Origin of the sequence: Paenibacillus sp. FSL R5-0519, from assembly GCF_037974275.1 — a bacterium.
Taxonomy (GTDB): Bacteria; Bacillota; Bacilli; order Paenibacillales; family Paenibacillaceae; genus Paenibacillus.
On the sequence record NZ_CP150234.1, the window covers coordinates 4513278 to 4534701 of the forward strand.

Annotated in this window: 20 protein-coding genes; 10 read left to right on the forward strand and 10 right to left on the reverse strand. The window is 45.8% G+C overall.

The genetic code is table 11. The annotated features are described in order from the left end of the window. Positions 1 to 33 precede the first annotated feature (33 nt). Genes MKY73_RS20210 through MKY73_RS20220 form a run of 3 tightly spaced genes read left to right on the forward strand, consistent with a single transcriptional unit; the run spans position 34 to position 3727 of the window. Positions 34 to 1407 (forward strand): YheC/YheD family protein, encoded by a 1374-nt coding sequence (locus tag MKY73_RS20210; protein ID WP_339240983.1) that lies wholly within the window; start codon positions 34 to 36, stop codon positions 1405 to 1407. Continuing rightward, positions 1407 to 2513: a YheC/YheD family protein gene (locus MKY73_RS20215; protein ID WP_339303186.1), complete on the forward strand. Its 1107-nt coding sequence runs from the start codon at positions 1407 to 1409 to the stop codon at positions 2511 to 2513. Before MKY73_RS20210 ends, MKY73_RS20215 begins: the two co-directional genes overlap by 1 nt. Before the next feature lie 35 nt (positions 2514 to 2548). Further along, positions 2549 to 3727, forward strand: a complete 1179-nt coding sequence (locus MKY73_RS20220; protein ID WP_339303187.1) for a YheC/YheD family protein — start codon at positions 2549 to 2551, stop codon at positions 3725 to 3727. 92 nt (positions 3728 to 3819) lie between these two features. On the opposite strand, the gene MKY73_RS20225 is transcribed toward MKY73_RS20220, so the two are convergent. Further along, complete coding sequence (locus MKY73_RS20225) at positions 3820 to 4506, reverse strand: HAD hydrolase-like protein (protein WP_339260119.1); 687 nt, start codon at positions 4504 to 4506, stop codon at positions 3820 to 3822. Positions 4507 to 4800: 294 nt separating this feature from the next. Between MKY73_RS20225 and MKY73_RS20230 the strand changes: the two genes are divergently transcribed. Then, on the forward strand, positions 4801 to 6519 hold the full coding sequence (locus MKY73_RS20230) for a methyl-accepting chemotaxis protein (protein WP_339303189.1): 1719 nt from the start codon (positions 4801 to 4803) through the stop codon (positions 6517 to 6519). Positions 6520 to 6672: 153 nt separating this feature from the next. Here the strand turns inward: MKY73_RS20230 and MKY73_RS20235 are convergent, their stop codons facing one another. Together MKY73_RS20235 and MKY73_RS20240 are read right to left on the reverse strand one after the other, a co-directional pair. Then, positions 6673 to 7122 (reverse strand): hypothetical protein, encoded by a 450-nt coding sequence (locus MKY73_RS20235; protein WP_339303190.1) that lies wholly within the window; start codon positions 7120 to 7122, stop codon positions 6673 to 6675. 110 nt (positions 7123 to 7232) lie between these two features. Further along, positions 7233 to 8201 (reverse strand): Gfo/Idh/MocA family oxidoreductase, encoded by a 969-nt coding sequence (locus MKY73_RS20240; protein WP_339303191.1) that lies wholly within the window; start codon positions 8199 to 8201, stop codon positions 7233 to 7235. 412 nt (positions 8202 to 8613) lie between these two features. On the opposite strand from MKY73_RS20240, the gene MKY73_RS20245 reads away from it, so the two are divergent. From MKY73_RS20245 to MKY73_RS20265, 5 genes are all read left to right on the forward strand, one after another. Continuing rightward, complete coding sequence (locus tag MKY73_RS20245) at positions 8614 to 10245, forward strand: thiamine pyrophosphate-binding protein (protein WP_339303192.1); 1632 nt, start codon at positions 8614 to 8616, stop codon at positions 10243 to 10245. Positions 10246 to 10257: 12 nt separating this feature from the next. Continuing rightward, positions 10258 to 10626: a carboxymuconolactone decarboxylase family protein gene (locus tag MKY73_RS20250; RefSeq protein WP_278295971.1), complete on the forward strand. Its 369-nt coding sequence runs from the start codon at positions 10258 to 10260 to the stop codon at positions 10624 to 10626. A gap of 187 nt (positions 10627 to 10813) precedes the next feature. Further along, complete coding sequence (locus MKY73_RS20255; protein ID WP_339260110.1) at positions 10814 to 11164, forward strand: hypothetical protein; 351 nt, start codon at positions 10814 to 10816, stop codon at positions 11162 to 11164. A 54-nt stretch (positions 11165 to 11218) separates the two neighbouring features. Then, the gene (locus tag MKY73_RS20260; RefSeq protein WP_339303193.1) at positions 11219 to 12211 is read left to right on the forward strand and encodes a 3-oxoacyl-[acyl-carrier-protein] synthase III C-terminal domain-containing protein; all 993 of its coding nucleotides are present in this window, start codon (positions 11219 to 11221) and stop codon (positions 12209 to 12211) included. 302 nt (positions 12212 to 12513) lie between these two features. Further along, positions 12514 to 13578, forward strand: coding sequence for a hypothetical protein (locus MKY73_RS20265; RefSeq protein ID WP_339303194.1), 1065 nt, complete (start codon positions 12514 to 12516; stop codon positions 13576 to 13578). Positions 13579 to 13769: 191 nt separating this feature from the next. Here the strand turns inward: MKY73_RS20265 and MKY73_RS20270 are convergent, their stop codons facing one another. The 7 genes from MKY73_RS20270 to MKY73_RS20300 form a co-directional block, all read right to left on the reverse strand. Continuing rightward, positions 13770 to 14339, reverse strand: coding sequence for a manganese catalase family protein (locus MKY73_RS20270; RefSeq protein WP_278295975.1), 570 nt, complete (start codon positions 14337 to 14339; stop codon positions 13770 to 13772). A 94-nt stretch (positions 14340 to 14433) separates the two neighbouring features. Further along, a complete protein-coding gene (locus tag MKY73_RS20275; RefSeq protein ID WP_091014607.1) occupies positions 14434 to 14709 on the reverse strand; it encodes a spore coat protein CotJB in 276 nt (91 codons plus the stop codon). Continuing rightward, positions 14699 to 14938: a spore coat associated protein CotJA gene (locus MKY73_RS20280; protein WP_091014608.1), complete on the reverse strand. Its 240-nt coding sequence runs from the start codon at positions 14936 to 14938 to the stop codon at positions 14699 to 14701. Before MKY73_RS20280 ends, MKY73_RS20275 begins: the two co-directional genes overlap by 11 nt. A gap of 167 nt (positions 14939 to 15105) precedes the next feature. Further along, positions 15106 to 16461, reverse strand: coding sequence for a hemolysin family protein (locus MKY73_RS20285; RefSeq protein WP_339303195.1), 1356 nt, complete (start codon positions 16459 to 16461; stop codon positions 15106 to 15108). A 46-nt stretch (positions 16462 to 16507) separates the two neighbouring features. Further along, positions 16508 to 17644 (reverse strand): radical SAM/CxCxxxxC motif protein YfkAB, encoded by a 1137-nt coding sequence (gene yfkAB / locus MKY73_RS20290; protein ID WP_339303196.1) that lies wholly within the window; start codon positions 17642 to 17644, stop codon positions 16508 to 16510. 220 nt (positions 17645 to 17864) lie between these two features. Continuing rightward, the gene (locus MKY73_RS20295; RefSeq protein ID WP_339260103.1) at positions 17865 to 18986 is read right to left on the reverse strand and encodes an HD-GYP domain-containing protein; all 1122 of its coding nucleotides are present in this window, start codon (positions 18984 to 18986) and stop codon (positions 17865 to 17867) included. Between the two features lie 72 nt (positions 18987 to 19058). Further along, a complete protein-coding gene (locus tag MKY73_RS20300) occupies positions 19059 to 20489 on the reverse strand; it encodes a 5'-nucleotidase C-terminal domain-containing protein (RefSeq protein ID WP_339303197.1) in 1431 nt (476 codons plus the stop codon). Between the two features lie 120 nt (positions 20490 to 20609). Here MKY73_RS20300 and MKY73_RS20305 point away from each other — a divergent pair, with 120 nt between their 5' ends. Then, positions 20610 to 21353: a molybdenum cofactor biosynthesis protein MoaE gene (locus MKY73_RS20305; RefSeq protein WP_339303198.1), complete on the forward strand. Its 744-nt coding sequence runs from the start codon at positions 20610 to 20612 to the stop codon at positions 21351 to 21353. Positions 21354 to 21424 lie beyond the last annotated feature (71 nt).

A 21424-nucleotide genomic window follows, 5' to 3' on the forward strand; every position in this document is an offset into this window, starting at 1 on the left:
CCCAAGGATCTTTTCAGGATAGGAGGATAAATCATGAGTTTGACCTTTTGCAATCTGCATTTCACCAAGCAACCAGATAAAGTGGTTTATGTATCCAACGCTTTAATGAAGAGCCTCAATCTGTCCGGCAAAAAAACGGTGAACCTTCGCTTCGGGCGTGACCGGGTACCTGCAACGATCAAACCAATCAAAAAAGCAGGTAAACATCTGTATCTGGCTTCAGGTATCCGCAATATGATGAACGTTCCCAAGCGGGGCAGTATTTATCTCCGGAATTTGCAAAATGATGAGGTTCAGTTAGGTCCGCTGATCGGCGTACTCTCTGATGGGCCTGCGACGAGCACTAATCCTTTCGGTTCCCGTACGGGTTTCATCAAACAGTTACTCCGTGAAGGCAGCCGAAAATCCTATATTTATGCCTTTACTCCCCGGGATATCAATTGGCAGAATGAGACGGTATCCGGTTTTTTTCTGAATGAAAACGGAAGCTTTACCCGCAAAACGGTACCTCTGCCCGATGTTGTCTACAATCGGTTACCAAGCCGTCGTTCCGATTTTTCACCTGCCATTAACCAACTGCGGGAACGATTTGTTCGTCGGAAAATTCCGTTCTTCAACTGGAGCTTTTTCAACAAGTCGGATATCTACACATTGCTGGAGAATGAACCGGTAGCAGGGCGGTATATCCCTGAATCCATTACCAATCCATCCGTTGAACAGATGAAGGAAATGTTGGAACGCCATCAGTTCGTCTACTATAAGCCTACTGCAGGAAGTCTGGGGAACGGGATTTACCGCCTGACTTATTCGCCCAAACGTGGATATTTCGCACGTTATCGCAAAAAAGGAGGTAATGCACTCCTTCGGTTTGGGTCCTTCAACAGCCTGATGCGCATGCTTCAGGGAAGACATGGCAAACAGCTTCGCGGATATGTTGTTCAGCAGGGAATACGTCTAATTGAGATTGATGAATGTCCAATTGATTTCCGTTTTCACATGCACAAAAACGGTAACAATCAATGGGTCGTTGTCGGGATTGGAGCCAAAAAGGCAGGACGTGGCAGTGTCACAACACACATCAAGAATGGAGGCTCCCTAATGACTCCTGAGCAGGCGCTCAGTCGCAACTTCGGCGATCGTGCGGGAGAAGTACTTCAGCATGCCAAATCCGTCGCTATTACACTGGCCCAGGCGATTGAAACCCAGCACCAGCATTTGATTGGTGAGATTGGCTTTGATCTGGGCATTGATCAGGAGGAACATGTATGGATGTTCGAAGCGAACGCCAAACCCGGGCGCTCCATTTTCCGTCACCCTTCACTCCGAGTGGAGGGAAAATCATCGGTGGAGCACATTCTGGAACACTGCCTGTATTTGAGCAAGTTCCGGAAGAAGGAAGAAATTTGATGAGCCTTCATGATGATTTCAAACCTGTCATTGCTGTTTTGACCATGCATGATAATCAGCGTATGTTCAGGGGGAACCATCAAAATTTTCAGGATATCCTGCAGACAGGCGAGAGCATGGGATACGTGGTGTACATTGTGACTGTGCGGGATCTGAACATGGGTGGTCCCACCGTGAAAGGATATACGTACAACAAGGGAAGCGGAAAGTGGGTGTCACAACCCTTCCCCCTTCCCCATGTTCTGTACAATCGTATTCCAAACCGGGAAGACGAAGGGAAACCTTCCGTTCAGCGTAAAATTGACGAATGCATGCAATCAGGAATCGAACTGTATAACCCGTTCTTTTTCAACAAATGGGATCTGTTCGAATGGCTTAAGAAGTCCAAATCAACTCAGCAACTGATCCCTTATACTCGGCGGATGCGAAGTGCTTCTTCTCTGGGTACCGTTCTACGGAGCTATCCCTATCTGTACCTTAAACCTGAGAGCGGCAAAGCGGGTAAAGGAATCATGATGCTTAAATTTCAGGAAAAAGAACGGCTTCCCTATCGACTCAAAATACAAACCACACGTAAAAGCACGACCTATAAAGCGGCTACACTCGCCAAGTTGTGGGCACGGATTCGCAAAGAAACCGGACATACGCCTTATATCATGCAACAAGGCATAGAACTGGCCTCCTCTCGTAAACGCCCCTTCGATCTGCGTGTTCTGGTACAAAAGAACAGCAAGGGGCAGTGGAGTGTGACCGGTGTAGGTGCGAGACTTGCTGGCTCCCGCAGTATTACAACGCATGTGCCACGCGGCGGGACCGTAGAAGACCCTGAGAAGCTGCTGACCGAGCTTTTTGGGGAAGAACTGACAACAACCCTGATGAAACGTGTGAAATCCACTTCATTAATGATCGCAAGGCAGGTAGAACGGGGATCGGGTTACACACTCGGAGAAATGTCCATGGATCTGGGCATTGATGACCTGGGGGAACTCTGGTTCTTTGAAGCCAATGCCAAACCAATGAAGTTCGATGAACCACAGATCAGACGGAGGTCATTGGAACGTATATTTCACTACAGCGCTTATCTTGCCCGTCAGTCCACACGATGATCGACAGGAATACTGCAAAAAGAAGGTGATTGCTTGTGTCCTCACCTGTTCTGGGCATTATGACGTTGTACTTAAATGAACATCGCGCTCTTGAAGAACGAAGCATCTATCGCAGAATGATTCTTGAAGGGCGCAAGCGGGGACTCGATATCTATGTGTTCACACCAGCCGACGTGCACCCTGGCGGCAAACAAATTGAAGCCATGATTTATCATGAGGGAAAAGGCTGGTCCAGGGAATGGCGATCATTCCCGGACCTGATCTTCGATCGATGCCGGATACAGCGTAACCGCAGGTTTCAGCAACTGCTTGCTTTTCGCGAGAAGTATGGCCATCTGCTCTTTCTCAACAGACCTCTACGCAATAAATGGACCATCCACCAGACCCTGTTGCAAAAGTCCAACTTTCGAGAGCACCTGCCGGAAACCGCTCTATTTCAGGATATGTCCGATGTAAATCGGATGCTCAAAGTTTCTTCTCTGGTCTACCTCAAACCTATTAATGGAACAGGCGGACGTGGTATTCTGCGCATTGACCGCGGAAGTAGCGAGGCCAATACAGTGCTTGTTCAGGGGCGGGATCAGAAACGTCGTATCATCACTCCACGTAAAGTTCATTTATCACGATTAGGCTCGTTGCTCCAGCACTGGAATATGAAAGACAAGTATCTTGTACAAAAAGGCATTCAACTTCAGCTTCCGAATGGACGTGTGCATGATTACCGCATGCTCGTTCAGAAGAACGGTGAAGGGCAATGGGAGCTTACGGGATGTGCCGGACGCATGGGTGCAGAAAAAAGCGTAACCTCCAATCTGCATGGCGGCGGTCAGGCAATCGCGATGAACCGACTCATGAAGCAATGGATCGATGATGACGACCTCCGAGCAGAGATTAACACAACTGCAGAGAAGTTTGGCATTGAAGTTGCTTCATTTCTGGAAGATACGTATGGGGACCTCTGTGAGTTGGCATTGGATTTGGCGATCGACAGGAGTGGACGCATCTACTTGCTTGAAGTGAATCCCAAGCCGGCACGTGAAGTATTCGCTCGCATCGGTGAGCGGGATATCTATTATAAAGCCATCACTCAACCGCTGGAGTACGCCTTGTGGGTGTATCGCAATCAGCCCAGTCGCCCAGCCAAACCGATAAGGACCACCCGGCTTGCAAGCAACAGACCATCTGCATTGAAAAAGGTACGCAAGAAGAGATGATCCGTAGCAAAAATACAAGAGCGCCCAACCCGTGATTCATCTCGGGTTGGGCGCTCTCATGTGATGACTGACATTTTCAATTGAGGATTAGCTTATTCTGCTTCATCATACAGGCGCAACAATTCTGTAAAATCAGAAATGAGCACATCTGAGCCCGCAAGCTCCTCATCACGGCCAAAACCAGCGTAGGCACAGCCGATGACCGCCTGACCGTTCATTTTACCAGCCTCCACATCAGAAGAGCGATCCCCTACCATCCAGGCGTCCTGAATACGATGTTTCTCAAGCAGGATCTGCACCAGATTAATTTTGGAGGGAGTCTTGTACTGGCCAGCACTATATACCCCTTCAAATAAAGGCATAATCTCGTGTGCAAATGCCACACCCTTCACATAGTCCTCTAGCCCATTACTTGCGACAAAAAGACGCACACCTTGTTGTTTCAGTGCTTGCAGCGTTTCTTTTACACCCGGATACAATTGGGAACTTCCTTGATCAAGCCCCTCAATCTCCAGTTGGAGCAGCAGTTCGTCTGCACGGCGATGTGCCGCTTCCGATGCCTCAGGCATAACCACTTTCCATATATCTTCGAGCAACATGCCCAAGCTTCCCAGCATGCGTTCCTCTGGTGGAGTTTCTCCTTCAAAGTGCCCTTCGGCACGCAATGTATCAAATAGTTGCTGGTAAGCCGGCAACAACAGGGTCTCCGTCTGGAATAGCGTTCCGTCCATGTCAAAAATCATCGCTTCCGGTTTGAGCAATACCTTCTCTTTAGTCATGTCCAATGTTCCTTTCGGATTGGGATATGTATATGTAATTGGAATCGTTCCCTTCCCATGATAAACATAACGTTTGAACGTGTAAACCAACGATTGTAAAACATCGTCACCCTCAAACCTTATACACAAATAACCAAACGTTATATTATAGTTAAACAAACTATATACAAAATAATTTTCTTTACGTATAATACTAAAAAATAGTGCTTTAGACACCTAATCTAAAGACCCATAATCATCACATTTCCAGTTTTTTCGACAACTACATATACCCCATAGAGAGGAATAACAAACATGAAAAAGCGTAAGACCTTCAAGATTTTTTATAAGATTGGATTAGGATATTTACTCGTGCTAGCTGTACTGGCTGGTTGCATCCTGCTGATTCAGAACAGCACAAGTCAGCTTCAACGGGAACTGGATTTTCTGGTCGATCACGATATGAGAGTACACGCGCTAACCTATGAGCTCGAAAGAAACATGGTGGATATGGAAACAGGTCAACGTGGTTACATCATCACCGGTCAGGACAATTACCTCGATCCCTACGTCCAAGGAAAAGAGAAGCTTAGTACACTCCGAGATGAACTTGCTGCTTTGATTTCGGACAATCCGGATCAACTTGCCCTTTTGGAAGACATACATACCAATATGGAGAACTGGGTCCAAGTCGCTGGAGAACCCGTGATTGCCCTTCGCCAAGCCAATAATACGCAAGCTATTCGAGATTTCTTCGCAGATGATCCAGGTAAAAGAGACATGGACCAGATTCGCACTGCCCTCGATACGTTTCGAACCAATGAACATACGTTAACCGAAAACCGTACAGAAGCGCTGAAGCAAAAAAATACACTCCTAAACTTGGAACTATATGGGGCACTTGTCGTTGTGGCCATCATCTCGTTCATCACTGCATTGGTCCTCTCACGCGCCATTGTTAATAACATCCGTACCGTGAAGCAGGCATTGAATGACATCGGTTCTTCCAATGGTGACCTCACACTGAGAATCGCTACGCCAATGAAAGACGAAACTCGTGAACTTGCAGAGGCAGCTAATACAATGCTCGCTGGTTTGCAGCAAATGATGTTGGATGTTCAGAGCAATGCCATGATTCTGAGTACAGCTTCGGATCGATTGGATAAAGGGGTTGCCGATAGCCATCTTGCCGGAAAAGAGGTTGCCACTGCGATGGAACGTGTCGCGGAAGGGGCTGATGAACAGGTTGCTCTTACGCAAACCATGGTAGCCGCGATGCAGCAATCCCTCACCGGGCTTAATCGTGTCGCCTCCTCGGCAAGTGACGTTGCAGAACGTGCTGTGCGTACCGAATCCATTGCCATGGATGGGCAACAGCGCATTGATAATGCAGTAGGCAAAATGAGTTCCATTGAACAATCCTTCCTCTCTGTACAGGAAGCCATTAATGAAATTTCGATGATGTCTGATCAGGTGATCAACATCGCAGACTCCATGTCGGGTATTGCGAGACAAACGAATCTGCTTGCACTCAACGCCGGAATCGAAGCAGCCCGCGCTGGGGAAAATGGACGTGGCTTCGCTGTCGTTGCCTCGGAAATCCGTAATCTTGCAGATCAAAGTGCAACATCCGCGAAAGAGATTACAAGTATATTGGAAACCGTGGTAGCAGGTGTTCAAAGTACGGCTCAGGTCGTTGATGAGAGTACTCTACATGTGAATGAAGGGTTGCGAACCATTGAGGATGCAGGTAATGCCTTTTCAACCATTACTCAGCATATTCATAACCTCAGTGGTGAAGTTCTCGAGGTATCTTCGGTTGTCGAGGAGTTAACTTCCGGAAGTGAGGACGTGATGAAGTCCATTAATGAAGTATCGGCCGTTGTGGAAGACACGGCTTCAGCCACGGAAGAAGTATCTGCAATGACGGAGGAACAACTTGCTTCTCTGCAGGAGATGTCTGACACGTCCAAGCAGTTGAATGAAATGTCTGATGCACTTGATCAACTGGTTAAGCGATTCAAGCTTGCGTAAGCTCTTCTAGTAAGGTTAAGTCGAAAGAAAAGATGATTTCTGTATTTACAGAAATCATCTTTTCCATTCTATCTCAGATGTACATAGAAACACCCTCAGAGTGAACGTTACTCAACTCTAAGGGTGTATTTGTACGAGACTACTGGTTATTTTTTATTTTTGCAGAACAAGAAAATCATTAAGCTTGTTATTCGTGCCTGTATCTGCAGGCTTCGTAATCCACTCCGCCAACAACGCCTGTAAAGTTTCTACCTCTGACACAGTCAACTTATGTTGGTAGCGTGGGTAATCTCTAAAAAATCGTTCAAGATTCATAGAAACATTACTTATTAATGGCTGCTCATGGTAATAAGTTGTTCCTGTAGCTACTGCATTTAATTTGGAAGCTGCCGCTTGATACTGGTAGATCTCCTCCTCCAAACCCCGTTCAGCATTTTTTCGCAATTGATCCTGAATATTCTCCGCATACGTTGTGAAAGATTGATTCATTTTGTCCCGAAGTCGATCATACTGAGTGTTCGAATTCCAGAGCATATAGGTTACAGCCAAATTTGAGAGAATGAGTAGGATGATGATATAGAAAGGCCATTTTTTTGCCCCCATCTGCTTCACTCCCTTGAAAGTATATTATTTATATTGTAGTTGAGCGAAACTATACACTTCTGAAAACTTATCTTGGTGCCTATAGTATCCTAAAGTATCATAAAATGAGTTCACTTTATTTCTGTGTTCCGTAACGCCTCAAGTACCAACTGCGCCTGATATCCATCGTTAAAATCATATATCTTGGCTGGTTGGCCTTGTATACGGGCAATGACATGTTTAAGTACAGGCAATTCACTCGCGGATTCAAGCACTTCCACTGGAGAAAGTGGCTGGCCCACTATGCCCGTCTTCAAATCTTCCCAATTTTCCAAGGCAATCGTGCCCTCCGTACCATACACCACCATGGATACTCGTTCTTCTCCCGCAAACTGAGACATGCCGTTTAGCTGAATTCGAGTCCCGTCTTCCAGTTCCAGTGCAGCCTGCACTTCAAGTTCACATTCTCCATTCTCAGGATATTGAACCTGAGCACTCACTACCCGGATGGCACCGAACACCTTTTGAATCATATGAATCCAGTGAATCCCCACTTCAAGAATAAATCCACCCTGTTCCCGGCTCGTAATCCATGCATTCTGTTGCCATGATCGTGGCCACTGCGGGAATTGCAGAATGAGATCTATTTTGCGAATCGCCCCCACCGCACGCTGATCGATCATCTCTTGCAACTTCAGCACGGAAGGTTCATGCGGCATTGAGAAATGGATGGCATGAATAACGCCTGCCTGCTCCGCTGCATCTAACATCACTTTGGCTTCTTCCACACTATTGGCAAGCGGTTTCTCACAGAACACATGAATTTTTCGCTCCAGTGCTTCCATGACAACCGGATAATGAAATTTCGGTGGAACTGCAATATACAACAGGTCAATCTGATGTTCATTCATCAATTGCTTGTAATCCGTATACGTTCGAACCTTGGGATGAGAAGCTGCAAAAGACGCCAGACTTTCCTCATTCGCATCACATACCGCAACAATTTCAATCGTGGTATCCGTCTTCGTATTCTCGATTTGATGAACCATATGTAATCCCATTTTACCCAGACCAATCAGAGCCATCTTGATGACTGTCATTTTATCCCCTCCAAATTCCTTTCCAGTATAGCAGAAAGCAAAGAATTGCAAATGCGATGCGTTGATACGAAAAAGAAATAAAACGCTAGCTTTCAAGTCGCTGGTTGAACCTGAAATTCATCATGGTTAGTCATCTTTTTACATTATTTGTAACTAAACATGGATTGGGTAATTCGTTGCAGGGATATATAACCAGTTAATTTTACTTTATCCAGCAGCACTTAAAGCGTTACCAACTTAAGAATCAGGAATTTAGACTCATAAAAACAAGTTGACAAAAAACCACAAAAAAAGATACTCTTCCTAATAACAATGAATATTTCCTCTTACAACCTTAGACATTGACTTGCATTCAACAAATGGAATATGCGTATGGTTCTATTAACCTATTTCATGAAGCGAGGTGTCCCGCGTGAGAACAGTTGCGGACTATTTGGCAGAAACTCTGCGTAATCTAGGCGTTACTCATGTCTTTGGTATTATTGGTAAGTCCATCTGTCCTGCTGTCCTGAAGATGGTGGATTACGGATTAGAATTCATTCCAGGCCGTCATGAATCCAGCTCAGGTTTTGCCGCATCCGGTTATGCATTACAGACGGGTAAACTCGGGGTTGCCTTTGCCACATCCGGTCCAGGCGGAACCAATCTGATTACTGCTGCAGCCCATGCAAAGGCCAACAATCTGCCCGTACTGTTTATTACGGGTCATCAATCCATTCAGGAACTGGGACTCCCCCAGTGTCAGGACTCCTCTTCCTATTTAGCTGATCTAGCCGAGATGTTCAAACCTGCTACACTTTTCAGCAAACTGGTTGAGCGTGGTGATCACTTCGGCACACTGCTGAATCATGCCCTTTCCATTGCACTCGGCCCTAATAAAGGCCCTGTTCATCTCTGCCTTCCTTTTGACGTACAGACTGAGTTATTATCTCAATGCCAAATTGTCATTCCCGAACCGGAACCTCTGCTTAGCGTATCTAACCTGAATCGTATTCTTCCTCTCATTCAACAATCCAACCGCCCTTTAATTATTGCTGGTAAAGGTGTAACTCGTGCCAGAGCCCATGATGAATTACTTCATTTAGCCGAATCGTTCAACATTCCTGTCATTACGACTCCCGGTGGAAAAGGAGCGATTGCGTGGGACCATCCCCTGTACCATGGACCGTGTGGTGTTGGTGGTTTCCCACATGCGGACGACATGCTGAACCAAAGTGACCTTTATATCGTACTTGGTTCACGTCTGAGTGACATGACCATCTGCAACCTGAAGCCTGATAACCACCCGGCACACCTCATACAATTTGACGCTGATCCTACATTTGTAGGCAAGATTCTGAGCGCTCAAACCTTACATATCACCGGTGATTTGAAGGACAATCTGCAATATTTACTGGGTACACTAGAAGACCCCCCTACTCCTGTGAGAACTACGCCACCCATCGATTACACGATCCCTTTACCAGATCTCCCCCTCCTGTCTCTGGCTTCTGTGCTGGACGAGATGAGCGATCTGCTGCCGTACGATCATACACTGTTTGTCGATGATGGCAGCCATGGATTTCATGCGGTCCAGCGATATAAAGTCAAGAAACCAGGCAGCTTTGTGTTTGACGCATACTTTGCATGCATGGGCAACGCCATTGGTATGGCGATAGGCGCAAAGGCCGCTTCCCCTGAAGAGACTATCGTATGTATCACCGGGGACGGATGTTTCATGATGCTGGGGACGGAGATCAATACTGCGGTATGCAACAATCTGAATGTCATTTTCATTGTTGTTAATAACAAACAACTGGACATGGCACTCAAGGGAATGGAAAAAACAACGGGCAGAATTGATGGCACAGTATATGAAGTTCCTATGGATGCAGCCAAATTTGCCGAATCTCTCGGTGCGGTTGCGTTTCAAGCTGAGACCCTTGCTGAGTTCTCATCTGCGCTGAACACAGCCCAGACGTTGAATCGGGTAACTGTTATAGAACTTTTGACCGATCGGGATGAAATTCCACCCACGGCTCACCGCACCGTAACTTTGAATTAGGAGGAGCATATCATGAGTGAACATGTAGCTCAGGGACTCGACCGTTTTGCTAAACTTTCTGGGGAGTACGGTGCAAAAGCCCTTGCCCCCATCAAAGAACATTTTCCCGAGTTGTCTGAATTTATTATGGGGACGGCATACGGGGATATTTTTCAGCGCACCACGATTACGGATCAATGGAAGGAAGTTGCTATTATCTCTTCATTGATTACCCAAGGGCAGTATGAACAATTGGGAGTACACTACACCATGGCTCTTAGTGTGGGCGTGACGGTGGATCAGATCAAGGGAATATTGCTACATCTGGCACCATGTGTGGGGGCCCCGCGCATTATTAGCGCATTTAATATTTTGCTTGCCACGTTGGACGAAATACAGTAATTCACTTTTCTACATTTTTATACACGATTCGACTTTTTTATTGATCTTTTTACATTCCTACCTTTATAATATGGTTAAATTATCCTTCAAATCAGCTCTCATCTTAGAAGCTTTCAGCAGGGTCCAATTGGAGCTGTATATCCATTAGCAGGATAGCCTTAACTCATTTAAAGGAGAGAGATCAAGCATGGGAAATTTCATTCTTAAGACTGACGTTCCGAACAAGGTGTTAAACATTGAACTGGAGGGTTCTTTCTCTCAAGAAGACGGTTTGCGTTCCATCTCGGCCTATCAGGATACGATCGCTCCTATTAACACCAAGGAGTTCGACCTGAACATCGATTGCAAAAAGTTGAATGTTACTGCTCCGGAGATTGTTCCTCTTTTGGAAGGCTGCCTTCAAATGTTCAAAAAAGATGAATATAAAAAAGTCGTGTTGACCCTCGAGAACAACGCGATTCTAAAAATGCAATTGTCCCGACTTGGTCGGTCTGTTGGCCTGGACAATCTCGAAATCATATCTACCGTTACCACTTAATAAACCAGGCGGACAAGCTGTGAATTCACCCTTCCGCTCAAGAGGAGAATGAAGATGGCCGGAATTCGTATTGTAGATATCGATATCTATCACCCAGCAACCAAGGTGCACAATGATTTTTATATTGAACATTTTGATGCAAGAGGTGTAGATATTCGTGGATTGTTAAAGGCACTTGGTCGTGATACACGTTATAAAATTGACAACGATGACGAAAACTCACTAAGCATGGCCTTCGAGGCAGCCAGTAATCTACTGGAAAAAACCGGACTCACCGGTGCAGATATTGATCTGATTGCTTATGCAAGCCAAACGCCAGAATACATCTTTCCTACGAATTCCCTGATGATTCATCGCCTGATTAACGGAGCTTCTCACACGATCTGTATCGACAGTAACGCGAACTGTGCAGGCATGACTGCTGCTTTCGAACAGGTTAGCCGGCAGATGCTGGGCAATCCTCGGATTCGCCGGGCTTTAATCATTGGCTCGGATTACGTAGCTCCTCACGCCAGTCCCGATGATCCCGTGTACTTCGCCAATTTCGGTGATGCAGCAGCGGCGGTAATTATAGAGCGGGATGAACATGCTGTCGGTTTCATTGATTCCATCTATCAGACGGATACCTGTGTGTACGGCAATTCTCTTTTTCCTGCAGAGGGCTTGGCGAAGCTGGGCAAAACGGGTGTAGATGCGGGTGCCTTTCATGTGAAATTTATCCCTTTTGATGATTCCATCTGTGTGGATGCCGCTTCAGAGTCCATTCGTACCTTGCTGGCACGCAACGAGATTGGACCAGACGAGATCAGAGCCGCCTGCTTCTCCCAGCTATCCATCAGCAACATTCGGGCAGTATCCGAGAACGTTGGCATCGGTGATGATATTGCTGTCTATATCGGAGATGAGTTCGGATATACATCAACCAGCAGTCCGTTCATTGCATTACATCGAGCGGTTACAACCGGGCAGATTCAGCGTGGTGACAAAGTGTTGTTCTGGACCGTTGGAGCCGGGTGGCAAAATGTTGCCATGGTGGTTGAATACTAGGTATACACTTCAAAATTTAATAAAACCATCTCTGGTACCACTACTAGAGATGGTTTTTTGTTTCTCCATTTTCTTACCTATAACGTTCATTTGAGATTTATTACCTTTTACTGTGAAAATAGTCACTTACATATTATTACATAAAAACTATGATATAGAAGTAATTAAAATCCATAAAAGGAGATGTTTATGTTCAAGCACGATCTATATCTACCATTATCCTAAGTTGCTGCATTAAACGTAGTTAAAATTCATTGGTAATTATTCAACACACATTCCATTTGAGAGAGGGAGTTTTGAGTTTGAAGATAAGAAAATCGCTAACTTCATTATTATCCTTAGCTTTGTTATTAACTCCATTCAATCTTGTATTCGCGGATGGTAATATGGACACGATCACCATGAACAACGAACTCAAAAAAAGGATTGAAGTCAACATCGATTCATCCATCACAGGAAATGAGCGAGAAGTCATTGCTGACGTGATGGCCCGGCTTGACGAAGAAGATCGAGAAAATGTCATCTATGTCGCAGAAGACGGTGCTATTTACTCTAACAAGATGGAACTCAAAGAGACGACAGAAGTATATGATCTGGTTGAGAATAACATCTATCAAAGCGCATCCGGAAAAGAACTTGTTGGTCCCGGGGCGTCCACGAATGATTTTTCAGCATCTGCTATTAAAGATGATACCCAAATTTCGCCCGCTGCCGAAGTACCCAGTCCAATCGGAGGTTCCGGTCCTTATCGAAGAGTTTTCTCAAACAATGGATACAACTGGTTAAGTACGTATGTGACCATCCCAGGTGCGCCATACGTAAAAGGAAATGTATCGACGGATGTTCCTTATGTATACTTGGGAGGTTGGGGATCCAACGGAAATGGGATAGATGCAGGTTTACAATACAGCACAGCGTTTGATAATTGGGCCCCCACAACGTTAGCAAATGGACTCATGGTGCCTGCACCTAACACTCGCTATCGTTCAAATCAGGACATTTATATGAAATTTTATGTGACTAATCTCAATGAATGTACGTTGGCAGTATCAGGAATCACAACGACTGGCGAACAGCTAACAACGACGATTGTAAGAGGTGGGATAAGTGGCTGGGATAAAAGCGGCACCGGCATGAGAGTAAAAAGAATGACCACTATTGGCCAAAAAATTGAGGACATGACCACAGGATCAAGCATTAAAAATGTGCGCTGGCATGATATCACTGTAGGGTACTATTCAGGAAGCAATCTGATATATAGCAGTTGGGGCAGTGGACAAACCGGAGGATATCACTCTGTGCCTTCCAATAAAGTAAGTGTTAATTATGTAAGCCCTGGTGAAGAAACCGTCAGTATACAACTGTAGTATCTATTAAACTGAAAAAGATGCTCTAAAAGAAAGTAGCAGTTCCAAAGATTGTTCAATCTTGAGAACTGCTACTTTTAAAATTTTAAAAACAGGTAATTTAAATTTTAAAAAAAGCTATTCATTTTCACTATATTTGCAAAAAAAGCAGCCCTATTGGACTGCTGAACTTCTGCATCGATATCAAATATTCAGAAGATTTTCTTCGTATCCCGATCGTCTTTCAGAATCTCCACGGCTTCCCGGAACCTTAACGAATGCACGATCTCCCGTTCCCGCAGAAACTTCAGACTATCCTGTAGATCTACGTCATCGGTCAGATCGATTAACCATTGATATGTAGCCCGGGCTTTCTCTTCTGCTGCAATATCCTCATACAAATCCGCGATCGGATCTCCCTTCGAAGCAATGTATGCTGCAGTAAAAGGTACACCTGAGGAATTCGTGTAAAATAAAGCAGAATCACGCTGAGCATAATTAGGTGCAAGTCCCGCTTCTTCCAGTTGCTCCACTGACGCGTCCTTTGTTAACTTGTAAATCATGGTGGCAATCATCTCAAGGTGAGCAAATTCCTCTGTGCCTATGTCGTTCAGCAGCCCGATTATTTTGTCCGGAATGGTATACCGCTGGTTCAAGTACCGCAGAGCTGCTGCCAGCTCACCGTCCGCTCCTCCATATTGTTCAGCCAGCAATTTTGCCATATGAGGATCACATTTACTAACCCGAACAGGATACTGCAATTTTTTCTCATACACCCACATGCAGAGCCCTCCTTTTTGAATAAAATCGAAATTGCTGGCATGTTCCCCGAGTCCCCGGCTTTACAACTTTGCACGGAAACCCGAGGGGATTATTTCACACCTGCCATGGCCACGGTGTCTGAGACCACTCCCAAGGATATTTGGAGAATGCATGACCAAAGTTCATCAGCGGTCCATACAATTGTTGAAATTCATGTGCAACTCTCATGCGCTCCTGACTGAATTTGTTGTACTGTTCAATACTCTGAAAATCACCCGGATGGGTGTCCAGATACAGATTCAGCTCAACTAATACAAAGTCCAGTGCCTGGAGCTCCTCTAACAGCTCGTAGTACCTTGCATCACAGGCTTTGGGTACTTCAGGCTCCATCCGACTCCACCTTCCTCCCTTTCGATCTCGCTGGTGTATAAGGGCTGTATAATGCAGGCCACAACGTTCCGATTCTTAAGGCTTCCGCCGGGCTGTACTGAGGCCAGCCCATAGGTTGAAATGGAATGAATAATTGCGGAGGAACCAGATACGTTCGAATCTTTACGGGTGGACAAGGATCAAACGGTCCCACAAATGGGACATAAGCTCGAAGCTGTGGATCTTTCACAGAATAACTCTCCTTTCTGCATGTTTATATGCACTCAACGTACCTTTAAAACAATTGCTTCCGTCTCTATATCCATATGTTTCAGGTCGGCAAGTTAATCCCCTTTTAACTGACACATCAAAAAAACCTCTGAAAGTCCACCATAAGGCGTTCCTTCAGAGGTCAATTTAGTGTGTTGACTGATCTTCTTCCGTATTCATGTTTTGAGGGACAGATTGCTTATACACTCGAACCCGGGTGATTCGTAAACGAGTGGCTTCTTCCACTTCAAAAACGTACCCATTAAGCTCCTGCATTTTCCCCTTGGCCGGACTGCCTCCAAGCTCTTTAAACAGCCATCCACCAATCGTATCTACTTCCTCATCCTCAATGATGGCCCCAGTCCACTTATGAACTTCCTCAATAAGCGATCGACCATCAATAGAAAATGAATCGCCGGTGCGTTCCATATGCGGACGCTCATCCTCAAACTCGTCATACAAGTCTCCAACGATCTCTTCCAGAATTTCTTCCGCGGTCAGCAATCCAGCTGTGCCCCCATACTCATCCACGACCAGGGTCATCTGAGAATGTTTCTTCTGCATCATCCGCAATACCTGGCTAATCTCCATGGATTCGGGAACGTTCAAGATGGGACGGACAAGCGAAGCCAGATCACGTTGCTGCTCCGGGTCAGCCAGCAGCAGGTCTGTGATATGGATAAACCCTATAATCTCATCCTTGTCTTCTACTGCCACAGGATACCGGGAATGTTTGGTTGCATTAATAATCTCCAGATTTTCCTCCAAAGACATGTGGGTATACAAACAATCCATATCCGTACGAGGCAGCATGACTTCACGTGCCAGCATATCGGAAAAGTCAAAGATGTTATCCATCAGTTTGATCTCATCCTTATCAATGACCCCACTTTTGGCACTCTGCTTCATCAGTATACGAAGCTCATCTTCTGAGTGAGCTTCTCCTTCACTGGCAGGTTCGATACCTGCCAGACGTAGCAATGCATTGGCCGATACATTCAGTACCCAGATGAACGGAAAGAAAATTTTGTAGAACAACAGCAAAGGTGCAGATAAGAACAATGCCACACCGTCTGTTTTTTGAATCGCAAGTGATTTAGGGGCGAGCTCACCCAGAACAATATGCAGAAATGTGATGATACAAAAACCAATAATGACCGACACGGTCGAAATAAGTCCTGCATCTCCTACACCAAGTTTAAACATGAGTGGCTCAACGAGCAATTCCGAAATGGCCGGTTCTCCCAGCCACCCAAGTCCGAGCGATGTCAGCGTAATCCCGAACTGAGTTGCCGATAGATAGGAATCCAGTTTACTATTCACCTTCAATGCGTAACCAGCCATACGGTTTCCTTCACTCTGCAATTGAGTTAAGCGTGTCTGCCTTACTTTCACAAGCGAAAATTCTGCTGCAACAAATACGCCATTCAAAAATACGAGCAAAAAGACACAGACCAGATTAAATACTAGCTGCCCAAGATGAAACTCGGTATGAATATCCAAGTTGAAACTCCCCTTTTCTATCTATTTCAGGAATACACCTGGAATATCAACGTGTGATGGCCTTTCTGGATTTGAAATCCACACCTTTGTAATACATATCCGCTACGAGCAGGTTTGGCCCGCAACAGGATGCGATATCACAATGGCAGTTAACCGTCTGATTGAGCGGATGTTCCGCTGACCACTCATGGAACACCTCATCCAGCTTACGATCACGAATGTTGCCAAACGCCGGGATATCCGCAAAATCCGTCACATACACATTGCCTGTAAACATGTTGACGTTCACACGGTTGCGTCCGTCCGGATCGTTACGTACCGTCACATTGGGCTCGCTGTACAGTCGGTTAATCAATTCCCGATCCTGCTCAGCTGCACTGCATGCAAAGAATGGCAATGTCCCGAAGAGCATCCACATATCCTTGTCACGCACATCAAGCAAACGATGAATCGCCGCTCTCATATGGTCCAGTGATAACACGGGCAACGACGAAGCAAAGTTCGAGTTATACATCGGATGCACTTCATGGCGAACACAGCCCATCTCACGAATCAATTGATGAATACCATCCAGCTTGTCATGCGTACGGAAGTTAATCATTGACTCCGCAGAGATAAACATGCCTGCTTCACTCAGTTTGCGGGAATTCTCAATCATTTTCTCATACATCTTCACCGCCACTTCACGTTTTACAGGTCTGCCACTATTTGCAAATCCGACTTGATGGAAATCGTCAGCATTCAGGTAGTTGAATGAGATATGCATAACGTCCAGATACGGTAAAAGCTGCTCATACCGGCTCATATCCAATGTCAAATTCGAATTAATCTGGGAACGAATTCCACGTTCCTTGGCATATTTGAGCAGTGGAATGATCATTTCATCCACTGTTTTCTGGCTAAAGCTTGGCTCGCCACCCGTCAGACTAATCGTCTGCAGATGCTCCACTTCATCCAATCGTTTCAGCATCAGAGGAAGTGGTAGAGCCGGTGCTTCGCGCATCGTAAGCATATCTCCCACGGCACAATGCTCACACCTCATATTACACAGATGTGTCACAGTCATTTCTACACTGGTCAGCACATGGCGTCCATATGTACGCAGAGAGCCGATCGGATCCCACGGATCATTGGTCGGCGATAAAGGCATCGGTTGTACCGATCCTGAGTTTAGCATGGTCATTGTTCTTCACCTTATTCCTTTTATTAACCTAAAAAGTTTTATTTAGATCATACCTTGTGTTTCTCTTTTTGGAGTTATCTTTTATCATAGCACAATTTTGAATGCTCCGGCATACGTAGACCCTGTCCATTACATGACAAAAAACGCTCAGGCAACTCTGGACCGAATCACGAAACGGCCCTGATATTACGACATGAGCGCTAATCATCTTTCTAGTTGTTCAGCTTTGCACCTGTTCACTTTGGGCCGCAGATGGTGTATCCTCCACACCCTCTACACCTGTGATCATCACAGACAGAGCTGTCAGCAGGTTAATTTCATAAGGCGAAGATAAAGTCTGCCCGTCCGCATCTTTTAGAACACGGATCAGCGGACGTTGGGGAACACGTGAATGAATGGATGCAACTACCCCAACCTCTCCCGTACTGAGCTTAACTGAAAGACCTACTGGGTATATGGCTACACAATCCCTGAACTTCTCCAGCATCCGCTGTTCGTAAAGGGTCCCTGAACCAGTGTACAGAACCTCGACAGCCTGATGCGGCAATAAGGCTTGCTTGTACACCCGATTCGTCGTCATGGCATCATAGGAATCAGCAAGCGCAATCCACTTGGCATATTCGTGAATTTCTTTGTCTTTCAACCCAAATGGATATCCGCTACCATCAATTCGTTCATGGTGCTGCAATGCACAATGCGCAGATAGAAGCGGTATGCCTGGTTCATCTTTGAGAATACGGTGTCCATATGTAGTGTGCTGCTGAATGATTTTAAATTCCTCGTCACTCAATCTGGAGGGTTTGTGCAGGATCTCAGGTGCAATCTGTGTCTTGCCGATATCATGCAACAAGGCGCCCAGACCAATCTCCATTAGTTGCTGGCGTGTGTAACCCGAAGCGACACCAAGAACCAACGTGTACACACATACATTCAGAGAATGGTTATACAGGTCAAAATCACTGGAATTCATGTCCATCAGCATAATCATGGCTTCCTTCTGACTGCCGATGTCTTCCAGAATGGCATTCATCACACCACTAAGCGCTTTACCGAAATGAGGAATCTGATTTTTGGTTTTTAGTCCTGACATACTCTGAAATTGCTGCTTGATCTCTACCAATGCCTTCCTCTTGGTCTCTTCCTGCAACATATCCGGAACGATGATATCCTCTGTCGCAGCATCTTTAATATACACATAACCAACCCCGAGATCTTTGAGCCGCCCAATCAATCGACTGGTTAGCTCTACATCCTCACTAAGTAATACCAGGCCTTCTTCACTATAAATTCGTTTCCCCAGCTTCATGCCAGGCTGCAATAGGTTTATATGTACTAAACGCACAGCCTATCCTCTCCCGCTCCGTAGATGTAATTACCCCTAGCCGCCGCTTCAGCAGAAGGCAAGTCCTTTAATTTAGCTTTGATGCCACCGGGCTCGCAGGCTGTCGTCCAGAGCCCCTGGTCGTTTAATTTCCGTTTCCAGCAGATCGCGTATGAATTCGGGAAGATGATAGAGCGTACGGGTTCCATGAGCCAGAGGAGGATACCCGACATTGAACGTAAACATGTCCAGTGTTCCAACGATATACTCACACTGTTCGTCCATAAGCTCCCCATTAATGGATATGGTCTGGATCTTCTCATAGGCAGGCGCATGCGGATTGTATTGAACTTCCATTCCATCCATACACAACGTACCTAGAATCTGACCACGAAAACCAAAGCCGACAATAGGCTTACCTGAAAATTCGTCCAGCAAGGACTGTTCAAGTGCTTCACGAATATGACTTCCACTCAAGCATATTGTACAAGCATTTATAGGAGATGGACATAGGGAATGCAACATTCCTTTTGTAATATTACCTTCTGGAAGATCTCCGAGAAGCTGACCTGCGTTTACCAACGATAGCTGTGCCCCCGTGAAATGACGAACAGCTTGTGCAAGCAATGTTGCTAGCGGCGATTCCCGGTCATACGCGATGGGCAGTACCCGGTCTGTTATCACTGCCGTCTGATTAAGTGCCCTTTCGGCTTCCGCACGATCCGTAGCGATTGCCAGCGCGACCTGATCATCCAGTAATATACTCTTGGCAGCCATACAACCGCTACTTACCAGTTGAAGAGGTTCTCCCACGCTTGTTCGTTCCAGAACCACTTTCCCAAGCCATTGTCCAAATTTCCCAGCTGCGCCCAGCACGGTCTGGCCTATGACTAATGGTTCTTCTAGAACATGATGGGTATGTCCACCGAGAATAACATCAATTCCAGTGATCTGCTCCGCCAGTCTCCGATCTGTGGAAAGTCCCAGATGTGAAAGAATAACCACCACATCCACTTCATCACGTAACGATTCTACTTGAGCACTTAGTGACTCCAGAGGGTCCAGGACATCCCACCCAAGAAGTTCGTAAAACGTGGTGAAAGGCGCAGTTGCCCCCAGCAGACCAATGCGAAATGGACCTTTCTCCACAATCAGAGAAGGTTTCATCCAGACTGGCGGAAGGCCAGTATTTTGCTCCACAACATTGCCGCATACCACAGGACACAGAAGGCCAGCGTAGGACTGCGCGAGCTGATCTGGCGTAAACGTGAGTCCTTCGTTGTTACCGATTGTAATGGCATCGTAGCCCGTCAGGTTAATAACATCAACATTAGCTGTACCCAGTGTTCCCTCTGTTTCAACGGCCATCCGGTCCATATGATCACCGATATCCAATACAAGGAGGTTGCCACCTTGGTCACGTTCCTCATTGATCATAGCGGCGATGGTGCTCATGGAGCCAAAGTGGCTATGAATGTCATTGGTGTGTAGAATCGTTAACGTTTGCTTCTCCCTGGTGCTCATCACACCGCCTCCCCTGCTCTTCAATAAACGTTCATTCTTCTAATGGATAAGCATAACATTTTCCACGTCGTTATGATATATTTAAAGGGTTTAGAGACCAAAAAGAGGTGGACCATATCCATGAAATTGACAATTCAACTATTTGCAGGCATTGCAGAACGCTTAAATACATCCCTTCTGGAGTTTGAATATATTGAAGGCATTCCAACCGCTGCCGAGGTAAAAGAAAAACTGAGTCTGGCTTACCCTGAGGCAGCTTCTCAGATAAGGTCATCCTTTTTGGCCGTTAACCAACAGTACGCTCCTGCCGATACTATAATTAGATCAGAAGACGAACTTGCCTTAATACCTCCAGTCTCGGGAGGCGATGGTACGGATATATCCAATGAACATCAATCTACTTTTCCTGAGCATCGGACGGAAGATGGCTTATTCCTGATTACAGAGTCCACCTTGTCTGTAGAAGCAACAACGGCGCTAGTGATTACCCCGAATCATGGGGCAGCTCTTACTTTTGTAGGTACGACTCGTGAAATGACTGGTGAACAGCGCACCGTCCATCTGGAGTATGAGGCCTATGTGCCAATGGCCCTTTCTCAGATGGCGGCTATTGGTGTGGAAATCTCCGATCGATGGCCTGGTGTGTTGTGTGCAATCAGTCACCGCATTGGCAAAGTGGATGTGGCAGAGATTAGTGTAGTCATTGCCGTATCCTCACCTCATCGCAACGATTGCTATGATGCAAGCCGCTACGCCATAGAGAGACTCAAACAGACCGTTCCGATCTGGAAAAAGGAAATCTGGGAAGATGGATCAGAATGGAAGGGTCATCAATTAGGACCATGGAACCCCATGGAGAACTAAACAATGAGCCTTTACACCTTTTTAGACAGAGTGGGTTAATAGTAAATAAGTCGTTGTCAACCCATTTTTTT

Coding starts and splice junctions, on each gene's coding strand:
- MKY73_RS20210 (WP_339240983.1), top strand. CDS start 34: ATGAGTTTGACCTTTTGCAATCTGCATTTCACCAAGCAACCAGATAAA.
- MKY73_RS20215 (WP_339303186.1), top strand. CDS start 1,407: ATGAGCCTTCATGATGATTTCAAACCTGTCATTGCTGTTTTGACCATG.
- MKY73_RS20225 (WP_339260119.1), bottom strand. CDS start 4,506: ATGACTAAAGAGAAGGTATTGCTCAAACCGGAAGCGATGATTTTTGAC.
- MKY73_RS20230 (WP_339303189.1), top strand. CDS start 4,801: ATGAAAAAGCGTAAGACCTTCAAGATTTTTTATAAGATTGGATTAGGA.
- MKY73_RS20235 (WP_339303190.1), bottom strand. CDS start 7,122: ATGGGGGCAAAAAAATGGCCTTTCTATATCATCATCCTACTCATTCTC.
- MKY73_RS20240 (WP_339303191.1), bottom strand. CDS start 8,201: ATGACAGTCATCAAGATGGCTCTGATTGGTCTGGGTAAAATGGGATTA.
- MKY73_RS20250 (WP_278295971.1), top strand. CDS start 10,258: ATGAGTGAACATGTAGCTCAGGGACTCGACCGTTTTGCTAAACTTTCT.
- MKY73_RS20255 (WP_339260110.1), top strand. CDS start 10,814: ATGGGAAATTTCATTCTTAAGACTGACGTTCCGAACAAGGTGTTAAAC.
- MKY73_RS20260 (WP_339303193.1), top strand. CDS start 11,219: ATGGCCGGAATTCGTATTGTAGATATCGATATCTATCACCCAGCAACC.
- MKY73_RS20270 (WP_278295975.1), bottom strand. CDS start 14,339: ATGTGGGTGTATGAGAAAAAATTGCAGTATCCTGTTCGGGTTAGTAAA.
- MKY73_RS20275 (WP_091014607.1), bottom strand. CDS start 14,709: ATGGAGCCTGAAGTACCCAAAGCCTGTGATGCAAGGTACTACGAGCTG.
- yfkAB (WP_339303196.1), bottom strand. CDS start 17,644: ATGACCATGCTAAACTCAGGATCGGTACAACCGATGCCTTTATCGCCG.
- MKY73_RS20300 (WP_339303197.1), bottom strand. CDS start 20,489: ATGAGCACCAGGGAGAAGCAAACGTTAACGATTCTACACACCAATGAC.
- MKY73_RS20305 (WP_339303198.1), top strand. CDS start 20,610: ATGAAATTGACAATTCAACTATTTGCAGGCATTGCAGAACGCTTAAAT.